Source organism: Neobacillus niacini NBRC 15566, from assembly GCF_001591505.1.
Classification (GTDB): domain Bacteria; phylum Bacillota; class Bacilli; order Bacillales; family Cytobacillaceae; genus Neobacillus; species Neobacillus niacini.
This window is the reverse complement of record NZ_BCVA01000001.1, coordinates 68609-85727: the sequence shown is the minus strand read 5'-3', so window position 1 is coordinate 85727 and position 17119 is coordinate 68609. Positions and strand designations below refer to the sequence as shown.

Here is a 17119-nt window from a genome sequence, read left to right as displayed (position 1 = left end):
AAGTGATTTTTCTAGGAGGTTTACAGGATGTCAGCCGAAAAAGGTAATGAAAAAACTAATCAAGAGGAAGAAAATAATGTATTAACTTCAACACAGACCGTTATACATAAAGCTCTTGAAAAGTTAGGTTATCCTGAAGAAGTATATGAGCTTTTAAAAGAGCCCTTACGTATGATGACAGTGAAAATTCCAATAAGAATGGATGACGGTTCAATTAAGATATTTACCGGCTACCGAGCGCAGCACAACGACGCAGTCGGTCCGACAAAGGGTGGGATAAGGTTTCATCCAAATGTTTCGGAGACAGAGGTAAAGGCCCTTTCCATTTGGATGAGCTTGAAATGTGGTATTGTTGACCTGCCATATGGCGGTGGAAAAGGCGGAATTATTTGTGACCCGCGTGATATGTCATTTAGAGAACTTGAAAGATTAAGTCGTGGATATGTACGAGCCATAAGTCAAATCGTAGGTCCTACAAAAGATATTCCTGCACCAGATGTTTTTACAAATTCCCAAATTATGGCTTGGATGATGGATGAGTATAGCCGTATTGATGAATTTAACTCTCCGGGATTTATTACTGGTAAGCCTCTGGTTCTAGGGGGCTCACATGGGCGTGAATCTGCTACTGCAAAGGGTGTAACCATTTGTATCCGTGAGGCAGCTAAAAGAAAGGGAATCCAAATTGAAGGTGCACGGGTGGTAGTTCAAGGCTTCGGTAATGCGGGAAGCTATTTGTCAAAATTCATGCATGATGCAGGAGCGAAGGTTGTAGGTATTTCCGATGCTTATGGTGCTTTATATGATCCTGAGGGTCTTGATATTGACTATCTTTTAGACCGCCGTGATAGTTTTGGTACTGTTACAAAGTTATTTAATAACACAATCTCGAATAAGGAACTGTTAGAACTTGATTGTGATATTCTTGTACCTGCTGCCATAGAAAATCAAATTACAGCTGATAATGCACATAATATTCGTGCTGGAATCGTTGTAGAGGCTGCTAATGGACCAACAACACTTGAGGCAACTGAGATACTAACCGAACGTGGTGTGTTACTGGTTCCGGATGTACTTGCTTCTGCTGGAGGCGTAACTGTTTCCTATTTTGAATGGGTACAGAATAACCAAGGTTATTACTGGTCTGAGGAAGAAGTGGAAGAAAAACTCGAAAAAGTAATGGTGAAATCATTTAATAATATTTATGAAACAGCCCAAACTCGACGTGTAGATATGCGCTTGGCCGCATACATGGTTGGTGTTCGTAAAATGGCTGAAGCAAGCCGTTTTAGAGGATGGATTTAAAAACATTACGTATTGAAACATATTGGAAAAACTCCTATCATATGACGGTAGGAGTTTTTTGTGGAATAATAAATTGAGGTGATCAATTTGCAAATAGAAGATATTATTATAGTCGGTGGTGGACCATGCGGCTTAGCTGCAGCCATTGCCTTTAAAGAAATAGGGCTTAATCCGCTTGTTATTGAAAAAGGGAATGTTGTAAATGCAATCTACCATTATCCGACACATCAAACGTTTTTTAGTACAAGTGAAAAATTGGAAATCGGAGAAGTCCCATTTATTACTGAAAGTTATAAACCTAAAAGAAATCAAGCGCTTGTATACTACCGGGATGTTGTAAAAAGGAAAAAACTGCGTATCAATTCTTTTGAAAAAGTTTCAAGTGTTTTTAAAGAAGGAGAACAATTTCAAGTAATATCGGATAGACAAATGTATCAATCTCGATTTGTTGTGATTGCTACAGGATACTATGACCACCCAAACTATATGAATATTCCTGGGGAAGATTTGCCGAAGGTATCTCATTATTTTAAAGAAGCACATCCATATTTTGATAAGGATGTCTGTGTAATCGGCGGAAAAAATTCTAGTGTAGACGCAGCGATTGAGCTCGTAAAAGCAGGTGCAAGAGTAACTGTTTTATATCGTGGAAAAGAATATTCCTCTAGTATCAAGCCATGGATACTCCCGGAATTTGAAGCATTAGTACGAAGCGGTATTATTACAATGGAGTTTGATTCTCATATCATAAAAATAACGGAAGATCAGGTGCGATATAAAAAAGATGGAGAAGAAAAGTCAATATACAATGAATTTGTTTTTGCGATGACTGGATACAGACCAGATCACCAATTCCTAAAAAAGATGGGAATATTAATTGATGAGGAATCCGGTAGACCATTATTTAATCCTGACACAATGGAAACAAACGTTGAAGGGATTTTTATCGCAGGAGTTATCGCTGCTGGTAATAACGCAAACGAAATATTTATTGAAAATGGCAGGTTCCATGGTGGACTTATTGCACAATCAATCAAAGAAAGAGTAATGAAAGGGTGAAAAAAATGAAAAAGGTTGTATTGTTAACCACTGGAGGAACGATTGCCAGTAAAACGAATAAGGAATCCGGGAAATTAGCTTCAGGTGAGCTAACAGGCGAAGAACTGGCAGCAATGTGTAATCTGCCAAATGATATCGAAGTTATAATCGAATCTGTATTTCAAAAGGCAAGTATACATATTACATTTGATGACCTAGTCCTCTTAAAGAATAAAATCGAAAAATATTATGAGGATGATACCGTTTCTGGAGTCGTGGTAACACATGGTACCGATACTCTTGAAGAAACAGCGTACTTTCTTGATTTAACTATAAAAGATTCAAGACCTGTGGTTATAACTGGATCTCAACGTTCCCCGGAGGAATTAGGAAGCGATGTTTATATAAACTTAAGACATGCTATATACTCTGCCTGTTCAGAGGACTTGTTAAATGCGGGTGCTGTTGTCGTGTTTAATGAACGTATCTTTGCTGCAAGGTATGTAAAGAAAGAACATGCCTCTAATATTCAAGGTTTTAACGTATTTGGGTTTGGCTATCTAGGAATCATCGATAATGATGTTGTTCAGATCTTTCAAAAGCCAATAAAGCGTGAATACTTTGCCATCCAATCACCAGTACCACAAGTAGATATCATAAAATGTTATATTGGTGCTGATGGAAAATTTATTAGAGCTGCGAGAGAGTCCGGGGTAAAAGGAATTATCCTTGAAGGTGTTGGACGAGGTCAAGTAGCACCTCAAATGATGGAGGAAATAGAAAAATCACTTTCCGAAGGCATTGTCTTAGTGGTCACAACTAGTGCGGAAGAAGGTTCTGTTTATACAACTTATGATTATAAAGGAAGCGCTTATGACCTTTATAATAAGGGAGTCATCCTCGGAAGTGATAATGATTCCAAAAAGGCTAGAATTAAATTAGCAGTGGCACTTGCTAGTGGACTAGAAAAAATAAATTTTTAATCGGCCATTCATAAATGGATTTAATCTTTCATTTAATTAATGACAATATCATGTTAGGATTAAAGTAACGAATTGATTGAAATGAGGATTAACCATGCTGGGAATTTTATCAGCCGGTATTGCCCCCGGACTGGCCCTATTAAGTTACTTTTATTTAAAAGATGAATATGAGTCAGAACCCATAACCGTAGTTTTAAGAACCTTTATGTTTGGTGTTCTGCTAGTGTTTCCAATCATGTTTATTCAGCATGTACTTCATACAGAGAATATAATCAAATCTGGTTTTATTGAAGCATTCCTTTCCTCAAGCCTTCTAGAGGAATTTTTCAAATGGTTTATCCTTTTTTATGCTATTTACCAGCATGTGGATTTTGATGAGCCATTCGATGGAATTGTCTATGGTGTGGCAGTATCGCTTGGTTTTGCCACCGTCGAAAATATTTTTTATTTAATTGCTAATGGAATTGAACATGCGATGGCGAGGGCGCTTCTACCTGTTTCCAGCCATGCTCTATTTGGAGTCATTATGGGATTTTACATCGGTAAAGCAAAATTCACAGATGGAAAAAAGGCAAAATGGGTAGTTATCTCCTTACTTTTTCCATTCATACTTCATGGATTTTATGATTATATATTAATTTCACAAGAAAACTGGTTATATATTATTTTACCTTTTATGATTTTTCTTTGGTGGTTTGGTTTAAGGAAGGTTAAGCTTGCGAGAATATTAACAACTAACCATAAGAAAAAACAATATTCAGCTCAAAATTCCTTTCATTCCTAATGAAGAATTCTCTTCATTCTAAATGAAGGGAATTTTTTTTGAATAAATTTGCCATTATGACAAAAAATAGGCCTACATCTAAAAAGATTTACAACTGGGGGTTACATTACCATGAAGAAGAAAATCGTAACATTGACTATTCCAATCTTAATCTCCCTTTGTATAATGCCATTTACGTTTCTAGAGAACAACAGGGCATTTGCATTCTCTAATCAGGTTATCCAGCAAGGTGCGGTTGGAGATGATGTCATTGAGCTTCAATCTAGACTTCAGTATTTGGGATTTTACAATAAGAAAATTGATGGAGTGTTCGGTTGGAGCACTTATTGGGCATTAAGGAATTTTCAATATGAGTTCGGGTTACCTATCGATGGCCTAGCAGGAACGGAAACAAAAGCAAAATTGGTCAAAGCAAGTAAATATAATAAACAGTTTGTGAAGGAACAAATCAATAAAGGAAATAAATTTACACATTACGGTGGAGTAGATCAAAATAAGCAGAGTGCACCACAGTCAAAAGCACCAGCTAAAGCTCCTGCCAAAGCACCTAGTCCAAAACCGGCTGCACCTGCTCCAAAAGCTGCACCAACTAAACCAACTGCGGCTAATACTCCAGGTGGATTCTCAAGTAATGATATTCAATTGATGGCTAATGCTGTATATGGAGAATCAAGGGGTGAACCATATACAGGTCAAGTGGCAGTAGCAGCTGTTATTCTAAATAGAGTCAATAGCGCTTCCTTTCCAAACACAGTGTCAGGAGTTATTTTTGAACCTGGTGCCTTTACGGCTGTTGCCGATGGACAAATTTGGCTTACCCCGAATGCAACAGCTAAAAAAGCAGTTTTGGACGCCATTAATGGCATTGATCCTACTGGCGAAGCACTTTATTATTTTAATCCGGCAACAGCTACAAGCAAGTGGATTTGGTCAAGACCACAAATCAAACGAATTGGGAAACATATTTTTTGCGAATAGAGGGGTGAAAAGGATGATAAGAGGAATAATTATTGGTGTTCTAGCACTGGGTGTGGCAGGAACAGCCTACTGGGGATATCAAGAACATCGGGAAAAAAATGCTATCTTATTAAATGCTGAAAATAATTATCAACGTGCCTTTCATGATCTTACTTATCAAATGGATTTACTTCACGATAAGATTGGAACCACTCTTGCGATGAATTCTAGGCACTCTTTATCCCCTTCACTAGTTGAAGTTTGGAGACTTACCTCTGAAGCACATAGTGATGTGGGGCAGCTGCCGTTGACATTGCTTCCATTCAATAAAACTGAGGAATTTTTGGCTAAAATTGGAAAGTTTAGTTATCGAACAGCAGTAAGAGATTTAGAAAAAGAACCATTATCAGAAGGGGAATATGAAACCTTAAAGGTTCTATATAAGCAATCTGGGGATATTCAAAATGAACTGCGTAAAGTCCAACATATGGTTTTGCAAAATAATCTTCGCTGGATGGATGTTGAACTTGCGTTAGCCTCAGGAAAAGAACAAACCGACAATACGATTATTGATGGATTTAAAACAGTTGAAAAAACCGTATCAGGCTACGATGAAAGTGATTTTGGTCCGACCTTTACGAACTTGCAAAAGAAGGATGACAACTTTAAGAAAATTAAGGGGAAAACCATATCCGAAAAAGAAGCCATCAGCATTGCGAAGAAATATATGAAATTTGATGGGAATGCAGAGGTTAAAGTAACGGAGAATGGTAAGGGTTCAGACTACGGTTTTTATAGTATCTCGATAAGAAATAAGAAAACAGGTCAAGAGGGCAGCATGGATATTACCAAAAAAGCAGGGTATCCTATTTGGTTTATTAATCATAGAGATGTTACCAAGCAGAATCTTAGTTTAAACGATGCTAATCTTAAAGCTGCAGCATTTCTAAAGGAGAATGGGTATAAAAACCTAGAACTGTTTGAGAGCACTCAATATGATAATACTGGTTTATTTAATTTTGTCACCAAAGAAAACAATATCAGAATTTATCCTGAAGCGCTCAAAGTAGAAGTAGCGCTCGATAATGGCAGCATTATTGGATTCTCGGCAGAGGATTATTTAAAATCATTTAATGAAGCAAGAGAAATTGAAAAACCAGTATTAACTAGTGAACAAGCTCGAGCAAAGGTAAATCCTAACTTTAAAGTAATGGAAGAAAGACAAGCGGTCATTGTAAATGATTTGAACAAAGAAGTATTATGTTATGAATTCTTAGGAACTATTGGTGACGACTCCTATCGAATCTTTATTAATGCAGTAGACGGTGTCGAAGAAGAAGTAGAAAAACTAAAAAATGCCGAAGAAGTCTATGACGAAGTAATCTAAGGTATTAGAATAAAATCATGCCATCGCTCCAATAATAGGAGTAATTGGAATTTGGAGTGATGGTATGAAGATTGTAGAAAGAATTTTAATAAAGGTAATTATAATCCAATTTATCTTTCTTTTTTTCGCTCAGCTAATCTTACATCAACTAGATATTTTTCCACAATTAGAACAGTTAATAAAATACGAAGGTGTAAATGAAAATACATTTACTGAGATTCTACAAACCTTTAGTGAATAAAAAGCAGGATTCCTGCTTTTTTTTTATTCTCAAAGTGGGAACAGTATAAAAGAAAATCAATTATAAAAAATGCTAAAATAAAGAGGCATTCAGCTTTCTTATGGTAAAATAAATAAGAATGTGTCAGACGAACATGTGTAAACTTAGGAGGATCTATGGAAAAAAAATTATCAATTGCAATAGACGGACCTGCGGCAGCCGGCAAGAGTACAGTAGCAAAAGTTGTGGCAGAAAAGTTATCCTACATATATATAGATACCGGTGCAATGTATCGAGCCTTAACATATAAAGCACTGGAAAATAACCTAAATTTAGAAGATGAAAACTCACTATTAAACACTCTATTATCAACAAAATTAGAACTATTTCCGTCACCAAAGGGTCAATTGGTGTTTCTTGATAAACAAGAAGTAACTGAAGCGATTCGTTCAGCAAAAGTGACAAATTCCGTTTCCATTGTGGCCAAGCACCAAATGGTCCGTAAGGAAATGGTGAGAATGCAGCAATCCTTCGCCGTAAATGGAGGGGTTGTGATGGACGGCAGGGATATTGGGACACATGTGCTTCCAAATGCGGAAGTAAAAGTTTTCCTGCTTGCAAGTGTAGAAGAAAGAGCGGTAAGACGACATACGGAAAATCTCCAAAAAGGCTATCCTTCCGATTTAGAACAATTAAAGGCAGAAATCGCCCGTCGTGATAAAATAGACTCTGAACGAGAATTTGCGCCTTTGAAAAAAGCAGACGACGCAATTGAAATTGACACAACATCTTTGACGATCCCAGAAGTTGTAGAAAAAATTATGGCTCTAGTGCATGAAAGGGTTGGATGAGTGTGACGTTTTATTCGTTTGCAAGATCAGTTGTTGCGGGAGTTATTAAACCGTTATATCGAATTGAAGTTAGTGGATTAGAGCATTTTCCTAAGGATGGCGGGGTGCTGCTTTGTACAAATCATATTCATAATTTTGATCCTTTGGTCGTTGGTATTACAGCTCCTAGACCTGTCCATTTTATGGCAAAGGAAGAACTATTTAAAGTTCCTGTATTAGGTAATATAGTGAGAAAGTGCAACGCTTTCCCGGTAAAAAGGGGGAAGGGGGACAGGGAATCACTAAGAGCTGGATTAAAGGTATTAAAAGATGGAAATGTTTTCGGGCTTTTTCCTGAAGGAACACGAAGTAAAACCGGTGAAATCGGCATAGGTCTAGCGGGAGCAGGTTTTTTTGCTCTTAGAACAGATGCTGATGTGGTCCCCTGCGCTATAATTGGTCCCTACAAAAGTTTAGGGAAATTAAAGGTTGTTTATGGAAAACCGATTGCAATGGAGGAAATGAGGGCAGCAAAAGCCTCTGCTGAGCAGGTGACTGAATTAATAATGTCAGAAATCCATAAACTTATTAAAGAGCACCGATAGGTTCTACTTGACAAAATCCGCTATTTGTAAGAAGTTAATAAAAAGAGATTTTATTAGAATATTCACTCGTTTATCATTTTGATATTATATAATTTATTTAGTAGTAATTGGATTAAGGAGGAATACATATGTCGGAAGAAATGAACCAAGTAGAAGTAAAAAATTATACCGTTGGTGATAAAGTCACCGGACAAGTCACGAAAGTAGAAGAAAAACAGGTTATTGTAAATATTCAAGATAGTAAACATGATGGTATCATTCCAATTAGTGAGCTTTCTAGCCTTCATGTTGAAAAAGCCTCTGACGTTGTTTCTGAAGGTGATGAATTAGAACTTGAGGTATTAAAAGTGGAAGAGGACGCCCTTGTCTTATCAAAAAGAAAAGTAGATGCTGAAAAGGCTTGGGTAAATCTTGAAAATCTTTTCAATAGCGGAGAAATATTTGAAACTGAAATAAAGGATGTAGTAAAGGGTGGTCTTGTCGTTGATCTTGGCGTACGGGGCTTTGTGCCAGCATCTTTAGTAGAAGCTCATTTTGTCGAAGATTTTTCAGATTATAAAGGTAAAAATCTAACTTTTAAGATTGTTGAGCTCGATAAAGAAAAAAATCGTCTAATTCTATCACACCGTGCAGTGGTGGAAGAAGAAAAAGGAAAACATAAGAAAAACATCCTTAACACGATTACTTCAGGATCAGTAATTGATGGAACTGTTCAAAGAATTACAGATTTTGGCGCATTCGTTGATATTGGCGGTATTGATGGCCTTGTTCATATTTCTCAACTATCATATGAACATATTAATAAACCTTCAGATGTGGTGCAAGAAGGTCAAAAAGTAACAGTTAAGGTTCTTAGTGTAGATCGTGATAATGAGAGAATTTCTTTATCAATTAAAGAAACACAGCCAGGACCATGGTCTAATATAGCTGAAAAAGCACCTAAGGGAAGCTCGTTAACAGGAACAGTGAAAAGATTAGTTTCTTATGGTGCATTTGTAGAAGTTTTCCCTGGCGTAGAAGGCTTAGTTCATATCTCCCAAATTGCCCATAAGCATATTGGTACACCTCATGAGGTATTAAAGGAAGGGCAAGAAGTGCAAGTGAAAGTACTAGATGCAAACGAACAGGAGCAGAGACTTTCACTTAGTATAAAAGATCTTCTTGAAAAAGAAGTGGAAGAAAACTTTGATTATGAACTTCCAGAAGAATCTAAAGGATTCCAGCTTGGCGAAATGATTGGCGATAAATTAAAGAATCTGGGAAAATAATGGTGATATAAAGTGTCTAGATCTGAACGGAAATGGGACCATATTCGCTATGCAATAGAAACTGGGCAAAAGCGATCAACAGCATTTGATGATGTCCAATTTATTCATCAAAGTTTACCAAACATTAATGTTTCAGATGTCACCTTTGATCAGAAAATTGGCGAACTTTCTTTAAGTTCGCCAATTTTTATCAATGCTATGACAGGCGGCGGTGGGGAAAAAACCTATTCCCTTAATAAGCAGCTGGCAATAGTGGCAAGGGAAGCTGGACTTGCCATGGCAGTGGGATCACAAATGTCAGCATTGAAGGATCAATCTGAGAGATATACATATGAAGTAGTTAGAAGAGAAAACCCATCTGGAGTGTTGATTGCCAATTTAGGAAGTGAGGCAACTCCTGCTCAAGCAAAAGCGGCAATTGATATGATTGAGGCAAATGCCCTGCAAATCCATTTAAATGTAATCCAGGAACTCACAATGCCCGAAGGAGACCGGGAATTTTCTGACGCTTTAAAAAGAATAGAAGCCATTATAAAAGTGGTTAACGTCCCTGTCATAGTAAAGGAAGTCGGCTTTGGGATGTGTAAAGAAACGGTAGAGACGCTTTCATCAATAGGTGTTTCAGCTGTGGACATTGGAGGTTTCGGGGGAACCAATTTTGCTCAAATAGAAAACAAGCGAAGTAAAAAATCACAAGCGTTCTTTAATCAATGGGGAATACCTACAGCGATATCAATTTCTGAAGCCTCTCATGCTTCAAAATCAATTACAATCATTGGTTCTGGGGGAGTTACTTCTAGTGAAGAAATTGCTAAAGGAATAGCGTTAGGAGCTAGTGTGATAGGCTTTGCAGGCTTTTTCTTAAAAATCCTTGTTGAAGAGGGAATCGATGCACTATATGAAGAAATTTCGTCCCTTCATGATGAGTTAACCATCATTATGACGGCTTTAGGAGCGAAATCTATTCAAGAACTACAAAGAGTCCCATTGATGATAACTGGTCAAATGCATCATTGGTTAAATCAAAGAGGAATTGATACAAAAACATACAGCCAGCGAACTATAAAATAAGCTCCCGCAGCAAGCGGGAGCTTATTTTTTTCAGCTATACTTATTATCGTTTAATCCACGTGCCTCTTCTGGGCTTTGAAGCTTAGTTGAACCTGGATAATGCAGCGCCTGGTCACGGTCTGATTCAACTTTACCACTTGCTTTTAACTTTTTTTCTTGTCGATCTTTTCCCATTTCTCCACACCTCCTACTATTAACATGAATTTGTTGAGGAAAGATTATTCAGGGAAGTATGAAACTACATAAAGAATACCGATAATGGAGATAGTAGGAGGTGTGTGATATTGGAAGGTTTAATGTTTTATTGGATTTTTTGGTTATTTTGGGTATATATAACCTTTTTTATGAACAAGCAAAATCCCTATCGTACAAAATTAGCAACCGCCATTTTAGTTTTGATAATCCTTTCAAATTTAAAATTTATGTTTTTGAGCTACGAGTTTTATGCTAGTGGATTATTTATGCTGCTATTATCTTATATTATTTTTAGTAAGAAAAAGCTGGGTTCATTACTATATGCCTTTATTTGTTCATTTATTGTAACGATTGCATATGTGGCATTTAACTTATTTGTCATTTATGATCCAGTATGGGTGATTTTTCAAAAGGAATGGATGATGGGAATATTTTTTTGCTGCTTAGCAATCTTTTTACAAGCATCACTTAAAGACAGATTGTTAATGATTGTAAGTGGCAGTGTACAAGGAGAAATCTTATATGCCTTTTATTTGAGTAAATTTGAATTTTCATATTCGATTGGTTCCATGGCATACCTTGATGTGATTTCATTAATTACAATTCTTTTGGTAAGTTGGAGTATCCTAGAAAATGCAGGTTCCTTCTTTCAAAACCATTTTCATTTTTTGGAAAAGGGCAAGCAAAAATCTTCCTAACATAATTCTTCCATGTTATGGATTGCGGTAAAGGACTAACATTGCTAAAATAATATGGTTAGACCCTTCTCTTCAAAGAAGGGTTTCTTTATCATTAGTACGCAATTGCTTAATTATATAAAATTGAGTTTCTCTGCTTTAACGATAATAATAACAAAATATTGATAATCATATGGATGAAAGGATGGCGATTATAATGGTAAAACCTGTTATAGCCATTGTAGGGCGACCAAATGTTGGGAAATCAACTATTTTCAACAGAATTGTAGGGGAAAGAATTTCCATCGTTGAGGATATCCCAGGAGTGACGCGTGATCGAATCTATAGCTCAGGGGAATGGTTGACACATGATTTTAATGTAATTGATACGGGTGGTATTGATATCGGGGATGAACCGTTTCTCGAGCAAATTCGCCAGCAGGCAGAAGTAGCGATTGATGAGGCTGATGTTATCATTTTCTTAACAAACGGAAGAGAAGGGGTAACGGCTGCAGACGAAGAAGTAGCAAAAATTTTATATAAATCAAAAAAACCAGTCGTATTAGCTGTTAATAAAATTGATAATCCTGAAATGCGTGAACAAATCTACGATTTTTATTCTTTAGGATTCGGTGAACCTATACCAGTATCCGGCTCTCATGGCCTTGGATTGGGTGATCTACTAGATGAAGCCGCTAAACATTTCCCTAAAAATAAGGGACAGGACTATGGTGAAGATGTCATTAAATTTTCTTTAATAGGCCGACCTAATGTTGGGAAGTCGTCATTAGTGAATGCAATTTTGGGTGAAGATCGTGTCATTGTAAGCGATATTGCAGGTACAACGAGAGATGCTGTCGATTCTCCTTATACATATAATGGCGATAAGTATGTCATTATTGATACGGCTGGAATGCGGAAAAAAGGAAAAGTCTATGAGAGTACCGAAAAATATAGTGTACTCCGTGCCTTAAGGGCAATAGAACGGTCCGATGTTGTTTTAGTTGTCATTAATGCAGAAGAAGGAATCATTGAACAGGATAAGAAAATTGCCGGATATGCCCATGAAGCTGGAAGGGCAATTGTTATTGTAGTCAACAAATGGGATGCTGTTGAAAAAGATGAAAAAACAATGAAGGAACTTGAACAAAAAATTAGAGAGCATTTTCTCTACTTAAGTTATGCTCCGATTGTTTTCTTGTCTGCAAAGACGAAAAAACGTATTCATACTCTACTGCCAATGATTAATACAGCTAGTGAAAACCATGCAATGCGTGTCGAAACAAGTGTGTTAAATGATATAATTATGGATGCAGTAGCCATGAATCCAACACCAACGGATAAAGGTCGTCGATTAAAAATTTACTACACCACACAAGTAGCTGTTAAACCGCCAACCTTTGTTGTTTTTGTTAACGAACCAGAATTAATGCATTTCTCTTATGAGCGCTTCTTAGAAAATCGAATCCGGGAAGCGTTTGGATTCGAAGGAACCCCGATAAAAATTTATGCAAGAGAAAGAAAATAATTTTACGGTGGGAGTGATCTAAATGCGGGAAAAAAAAGAAGCTGTAGCTGTTATTGGTGCCGGCAGCTGGGGGACCGCACTCGCGATGGTCCTTGCAGACAATGAGCATGAAGTCAGATTGTGGAGTCATAATGAATCCCAGGTTAACGAAATCAATGAGTTTCACACAAATAAAAAGTACTTGCCTGAAATTGATTTACCTGCATTAATTGTTGGTTATGCTTCATTAAGTGACACTCTATCCGGAATTAAAACCGTGATATTAGCGGTACCAACCAAAGCCATACGCGAAGTACTTGGGAAAATACGTACAGTTCAAAACTCGCCATTGACGATTGCGCATGTAAGTAAAGGAATTGAGCCGGATTCCCTTTTGAGAATAACTGAGCTGATAAAGGAAGAAATGCCAAGTGAGCTTTTAAAAGCTGTGGTCGTCCTTTCTGGTCCAAGCCATGCTGAGGAAGTTAGCCTAAGACATCCGACAACTGTAACTGTTTCGTCAGAAAATATGGTTGCAGCAGAAGAAATACAAGATTTGTTTATTAACCATAATTTTCGAGTCTATACCAATCCAGACGTTATAGGGGTGGAAATTGGTGGAGCATTAAAAAATATCATTGCTTTAGCTGCCGGAATTACGGACGGGCTTGGGTACGGTGATAATGCTAAAGCTGCCTTAATAACGCGAGGACTAGCTGAAATCGCTCGACTTGGAACAAAGATGGGAGCGAACCCTCTCACTTTTTCTGGGTTAGCTGGTATCGGGGATTTAATTGTAACTTGTACAAGCGTCCATTCGAGGAACTGGAGAGCGGGAAACCTACTTGGTAAAGGGAACAATCTTGATGAGGTTCTCGATAATATGGGAATGGTTGTTGAAGGAGTTAGGACAACGAAAGCTGCCTATCAACTTGCTAAAAAGTATGAGGTCAGTATGCCGATTACATTTGCCCTTTATGATGTTTTATTTAATGGGAAAAATGCGAAAGATGCAGTTGATGTTTTAATGGCACGTGGAAAGACTCATGAAATGGAGGATTTAGTTAATATTCTCGAAGAAAGAAATCATGAAGATTAAAAAATGCGCACTTTTACTGAAAAAATAGGCATTCATTGAGTGCGTTTTCCCGCATAGTTGCATACAATGCAAGCGAAGCACACGTGTAGTATGAACCTAAATGTTTGGGTTATTTAGTCACTAAGGCTGAAGTAAGGAATTCGCCCCTCTTTACTTCAGTTTTTTTATGTTGAAAAATAAAATTTTTTATGAAATGGTGTGACTATGTTATAATAGCTTTCGGAATAAGGGGGGTGTCCTAATGTCACCAGGTATGTTGAAAATGTGGATATCGATTGCCGGAATGGGAATTATGTTCCTTGCTATTATTACAATTTATTTGAGCCGTTATAAGTTAACAGGAGTCCTAAAGTTTTTTACTGCGGTACTTGCTTACATTTTTTTAATCATTTCGGGAATCACGTTGGTTATTGTCCTTTTTACATAAGGTTGTTTTCAAGAAAAAAGAAAAAATAGGTGATTGTATGAATTGGAAGGCCATTGTCACATTGATCGTTCTAACTTCTTTGTTTTTATCGGGATGTATGTATCCATCTGAGAAGTTAGCGGAAAATCAAATCCCATATACAGACCAAATCGCTGCAGTTCAACAAGCAGTAAATTCTTTTAAGGAGGATAATGGCGGAATCTTGCCGATAAAAACAAGAGACGCTGAGACTCCAATCTATCAAAAATATCCAATTGAATTTAAAAAATTAGCTCCTAAATATATTGCAGAGCCTCCAGGGAACGCGTTTGAAAGTGGCGGGATATTTCAATATGTCCTAGTCGATGTAGAAACCAATCCAACTGTAAAACTATTAGATTTGAGAATGGCTGATACCATTCGGGATATTAATCTTAGGATAAAATCCAACGGTTACCCGCAATATAAAGAAAAAATTGCTGATAATGTATATACAATTGATTTTAACGAATTGGGGTATAAGCAGGAGCCGTACGCCATTAGTCCATACTCGAATCAAAATCTGCCGCTTATAGTAACGACAAATGCGGAGGTCTACGTCGATTACCGTCAAGATTTATTTCAGGAACTGAAGAAAACGGACGAGAAGGTAATACCAGGCGAGGATATTCGTAATATTCTTGTAAAAGATTCGATGTTTGTTCCCGCCTATTCTTTACCGTATACAGTGGATTCTAAGACTAAAGAACCAGTTTTTTTAAAGCAATAAGTAATATCAAATAGTCATAACCCTTCTCCTTCGAAATATATTGTAGGAGTAGGGTTTTTTTTGGTTATATAAATGCCATATACCAGTTCGGTTAAAGATATACGGTTTGGGTGTCTCTCCCGTGTTACTTTTTCCATAAACCCTCATTCAATCAACTGTTCAGACACAACAGATACTAGCATATTCAAGAAATAAATAGTTAAGGGGGTAAAAAAATTTCAAAAAACTGTCATAACAATGTAGGACAACGTCATAAATATATATTGTCCAAAAATATCTTGATGGATAATATTATCCCACTTTACTCTATGATCGGGAGGGGATCACTTGGAAAAGGTTGATATTTTCAAAGATATTGCCGAAAGAACTGGCGGTGATATTTATTTAGGAGTAGTAGGTGCTGTTAGAACAGGAAAATCCACATTTATTAAAAAATTTATGGAGCTTGTGGTTTTACCCAATATAGACAACGAAGCAGAGAGATCTAGAACAGTGGATGAACTTCCACAAAGTGCTGCAGGGAAAACAATCATGACAACCGAGCCCAAGTTCGTTCCGAATCAAGCTGCTAGTGTGCATGTAGACGAAGGACTTAATGTAAATATTAGACTGGTTGATTGTGTCGGTTATACTGTACCAGGTGCTAAAGGGTACGAGGATGAAAATGGTCCTAGGATGATTACGACTCCTTGGTATGAAGAGCCGATTCCGTTCCATGAAGCGGCTGAAATTGGAACAAGGAAAGTCATTCAAGAGCATTCTACGATTGGTGTAGTGGTGACTACTGACGGTACAATTGGTGAAATACCAAGAAGCAATTATATCGAAGCTGAGGAAAGGGTGATTAATGAGCTTAAGGAAGTTGGCAAACCGTTTATTATGGTTGTAAATAGCGCTCAGCCATATCATCCGAGCACGGAAACACTTAGATCCAGCTTAGCCGAAAAGTATGACATTCCAGTATTAGCAATGAGTGTTGAAAGCATGCGTGACAGTGATGTACTTAACGTTCTGAGAGAGGCGCTTTACGAATTTCCAGTACTTGAGGTTAATGTTAATCTCCCTAGCTGGGTAATGGTATTGAGAGAGAATCACTGGCTGCGTGAAAGCTATCAAGAAGCAGTAAAAGAAACGGTCAAAGATATCAAGAGATTAAGAGATGTTGACCGGGTGGTGCAGCAATTTAGCGACTTTGACTACATTGAGAAAGCGGGATTAGCCGGAATTGAAATGGGTCAAGGTGTAGCAGAAATCGACTTATTTGCTCCAGATGAACTATACGATGATATTTTAAAGGAAATTGTCGGGGTAGAAATTAGGGGGAAAGACCATCTCCTTGAGCTTATGCAGGATTTTGCTCATGCAAAAGCGGAGTATGATCATATATCAGACGCCCTAAGAATGGTGAAGCAGACAGGTTACGGTATTGCCTCACCGTCACTATCTGATATGAGTCTAGAAGAACCGGAAATTATTCGCCAAGGCGCAAGATTCGGAGTAAGGCTGCGGGCTGTAGCTCCATCAATTCATATGATAAAGGTCGATGTTGAATCGGAGTTTGCTCCTATTATTGGTACTGAAAAGCAAAGTGAGGAGTTAGTTCGCTACTTAATGCAAGACTTCGAAGATGATCCTCTATCCATTTGGAATTCGGATATATTCGGACGCTCGTTAAGCTCCATCGTTAGGGAGGGTATACAAGCAAAACTATCCTTAATGCCTGAGAATGCGAGATATAAATTGAAAGAAACACTAGAGAGAATTATAAACGAAGGTTCAGGCGGTTTAATTGCAATAATTCTTTAATACTGGAGACTCCAATTTGGAGTCTTTTTTCTGTTTTTACAAAAATCAACAGCTAATTTAGTCAAAAATAGGAGGAATTTGTAGAAATGAAGAAAAGATTACCATTATTTCATGAAATATTCTTGATAAGCTTAAATGATTGTGATAATCTTTTAACAGATTCACGTTTAGTGCTTAAAACCTTTATATAATAAGGTTTTTTATTAAAAAGT

18 protein-coding genes are annotated in these 17119 nt (G+C 37.3%); 17 read left to right on the top strand and 1 reads right to left on the bottom strand.

Going from position 1 to position 17119, the window contains the following annotated elements; translation table 11 throughout:
- The first annotated feature begins 27 nt into the window (after window positions 1-27).
- The 11 genes from BANA01_RS00445 to fni all read left to right on the top strand — a co-directional run bounded on the left by BANA01_RS00445 (window position 28) and on the right by fni (window position 10448).
- Entirely contained in the window at window positions 28-1305 is a 1278-nt protein-coding gene (locus tag BANA01_RS00445; RefSeq protein ID WP_063251231.1) for a Glu/Leu/Phe/Val family dehydrogenase, read from the top strand.
- 87 nt (window positions 1306-1392) lie between these two features.
- Window positions 1393-2364 (top strand): YpdA family putative bacillithiol disulfide reductase, encoded by a 972-nt coding sequence (locus tag BANA01_RS00440; RefSeq protein WP_157411692.1) that lies wholly within the window; start codon window positions 1393-1395, stop codon window positions 2362-2364.
- 5 nt (window positions 2365-2369) lie between these two features.
- The gene (locus BANA01_RS00435) at window positions 2370-3326 is read left to right on the top strand and encodes an asparaginase (protein WP_063251398.1); all 957 of its coding nucleotides are present in this window, start codon (window positions 2370-2372) and stop codon (window positions 3324-3326) included.
- Window positions 3327-3420: 94 nt separating this feature from the next.
- Window positions 3421-4110: a glutamic-type intramembrane protease PrsW gene (gene prsW, locus BANA01_RS00430; RefSeq protein ID WP_063251230.1), complete on the top strand. Its 690-nt coding sequence runs from the start codon at window positions 3421-3423 to the stop codon at window positions 4108-4110.
- Between the two features lie 111 nt (window positions 4111-4221).
- Window positions 4222-5088 carry a spore cortex-lytic enzyme gene (gene sleB / locus BANA01_RS00425; protein ID WP_063251229.1) on the top strand — a complete coding sequence of 289 codons (867 nt, stop codon included), beginning with the start codon at window positions 4222-4224 and terminating at the stop codon, window positions 5086-5088.
- 13 nt (window positions 5089-5101) lie between these two features.
- Window positions 5102-6454 (top strand): germination protein YpeB, encoded by a 1353-nt coding sequence (gene ypeB / locus BANA01_RS00420; protein ID WP_063251228.1) that lies wholly within the window; start codon window positions 5102-5104, stop codon window positions 6452-6454.
- Between the two features lie 64 nt (window positions 6455-6518).
- Window positions 6519-6695: a DUF5359 family protein gene (locus BANA01_RS29780; protein ID WP_169803630.1), complete on the top strand. Its 177-nt coding sequence runs from the start codon at window positions 6519-6521 to the stop codon at window positions 6693-6695.
- A 155-nt stretch (window positions 6696-6850) separates the two neighbouring features.
- A complete protein-coding gene (gene cmk / locus BANA01_RS00415) occupies window positions 6851-7525 on the top strand; it encodes a (d)CMP kinase (protein WP_063251227.1) in 675 nt (224 codons plus the stop codon).
- Between the two features lie 2 nt (window positions 7526-7527).
- Window positions 7528-8109 carry a lysophospholipid acyltransferase family protein gene (locus BANA01_RS00410; protein ID WP_063251226.1) on the top strand — a complete coding sequence of 194 codons (582 nt, stop codon included), beginning with the start codon at window positions 7528-7530 and terminating at the stop codon, window positions 8107-8109.
- 128 nt (window positions 8110-8237) lie between these two features.
- Window positions 8238-9377, top strand: coding sequence for a 30S ribosomal protein S1 (gene rpsA / locus BANA01_RS00405; protein ID WP_063251225.1), 1140 nt, complete (start codon window positions 8238-8240; stop codon window positions 9375-9377).
- Window positions 9378-9389: 12 nt separating this feature from the next.
- Window positions 9390-10448 carry a type 2 isopentenyl-diphosphate Delta-isomerase gene (fni, locus tag BANA01_RS00400; RefSeq protein WP_063251224.1) on the top strand — a complete coding sequence of 353 codons (1059 nt, stop codon included), beginning with the start codon at window positions 9390-9392 and terminating at the stop codon, window positions 10446-10448.
- A gap of 30 nt (window positions 10449-10478) precedes the next feature.
- Here fni and BANA01_RS28905 read toward each other — a convergent pair whose 3' ends face one another.
- The gene (locus BANA01_RS28905; protein ID WP_082799342.1) at window positions 10479-10622 is read right to left on the bottom strand and encodes a YpzI family protein; all 144 of its coding nucleotides are present in this window, start codon (window positions 10620-10622) and stop codon (window positions 10479-10481) included.
- Window positions 10623-10732: 110 nt separating this feature from the next.
- Here BANA01_RS28905 and BANA01_RS00395 point away from each other — a divergent pair, with 110 nt between their 5' ends.
- The 6 genes from BANA01_RS00395 to spoIVA all read left to right on the top strand — a co-directional run bounded on the left by BANA01_RS00395 (window position 10733) and on the right by spoIVA (window position 16907).
- The gene (locus tag BANA01_RS00395) at window positions 10733-11341 is read left to right on the top strand and encodes a YphA family membrane protein (RefSeq protein WP_063251223.1); all 609 of its coding nucleotides are present in this window, start codon (window positions 10733-10735) and stop codon (window positions 11339-11341) included.
- A 196-nt stretch (window positions 11342-11537) separates the two neighbouring features.
- A complete protein-coding gene (der, locus tag BANA01_RS00390; RefSeq protein WP_063251222.1) occupies window positions 11538-12848 on the top strand; it encodes a ribosome biogenesis GTPase Der in 1311 nt (436 codons plus the stop codon).
- Between the two features lie 22 nt (window positions 12849-12870).
- On the top strand, window positions 12871-13926 hold the full coding sequence (locus tag BANA01_RS00385; RefSeq protein WP_063251221.1) for an NAD(P)H-dependent glycerol-3-phosphate dehydrogenase: 1056 nt from the start codon (window positions 12871-12873) through the stop codon (window positions 13924-13926).
- Between the two features lie 241 nt (window positions 13927-14167).
- Complete coding sequence (locus BANA01_RS00380) at window positions 14168-14353, top strand: DUF2768 domain-containing protein (RefSeq protein ID WP_063251220.1); 186 nt, start codon at window positions 14168-14170, stop codon at window positions 14351-14353.
- Window positions 14354-14390: 37 nt separating this feature from the next.
- Window positions 14391-15101, top strand: coding sequence for a hypothetical protein (locus BANA01_RS00375; protein WP_063251219.1), 711 nt, complete (start codon window positions 14391-14393; stop codon window positions 15099-15101).
- Between the two features lie 327 nt (window positions 15102-15428).
- Entirely contained in the window at window positions 15429-16907 is a 1479-nt protein-coding gene (gene spoIVA / locus BANA01_RS00370) for a stage IV sporulation protein A (RefSeq protein ID WP_063251218.1), read from the top strand.
- Window positions 16908-17119 lie beyond the last annotated feature (212 nt).

Coding starts and splice junctions, on each gene's coding strand:
- BANA01_RS00375 (WP_063251219.1), top strand. CDS start 14,391: ATGAATTGGAAGGCCATTGTCACATTGATCGTTCTAACTTCTTTGTTT.
- ypeB (WP_063251228.1), top strand. CDS start 5,102: ATGATAAGAGGAATAATTATTGGTGTTCTAGCACTGGGTGTGGCAGGA.
- rpsA (WP_063251225.1), top strand. CDS start 8,238: ATGTCGGAAGAAATGAACCAAGTAGAAGTAAAAAATTATACCGTTGGT.
- der (WP_063251222.1), top strand. CDS start 11,538: ATGGTAAAACCTGTTATAGCCATTGTAGGGCGACCAAATGTTGGGAAA.
- prsW (WP_063251230.1), top strand. CDS start 3,421: ATGCTGGGAATTTTATCAGCCGGTATTGCCCCCGGACTGGCCCTATTA.
- BANA01_RS00435 (WP_063251398.1), top strand. CDS start 2,370: ATGAAAAAGGTTGTATTGTTAACCACTGGAGGAACGATTGCCAGTAAA.
- BANA01_RS29780 (WP_169803630.1), top strand. CDS start 6,519: ATGAAGATTGTAGAAAGAATTTTAATAAAGGTAATTATAATCCAATTT.
- BANA01_RS00385 (WP_063251221.1), top strand. CDS start 12,871: ATGCGGGAAAAAAAAGAAGCTGTAGCTGTTATTGGTGCCGGCAGCTGG.
- BANA01_RS00380 (WP_063251220.1), top strand. CDS start 14,168: ATGTCACCAGGTATGTTGAAAATGTGGATATCGATTGCCGGAATGGGA.
- cmk (WP_063251227.1), top strand. CDS start 6,851: ATGGAAAAAAAATTATCAATTGCAATAGACGGACCTGCGGCAGCCGGC.
- BANA01_RS00445 (WP_063251231.1), top strand. CDS start 28: ATGTCAGCCGAAAAAGGTAATGAAAAAACTAATCAAGAGGAAGAAAAT.
- BANA01_RS28905 (WP_082799342.1), bottom strand. CDS start 10,622: ATGGGAAAAGATCGACAAGAAAAAAAGTTAAAAGCAAGTGGTAAAGTT.
- sleB (WP_063251229.1), top strand. CDS start 4,222: ATGAAGAAGAAAATCGTAACATTGACTATTCCAATCTTAATCTCCCTT.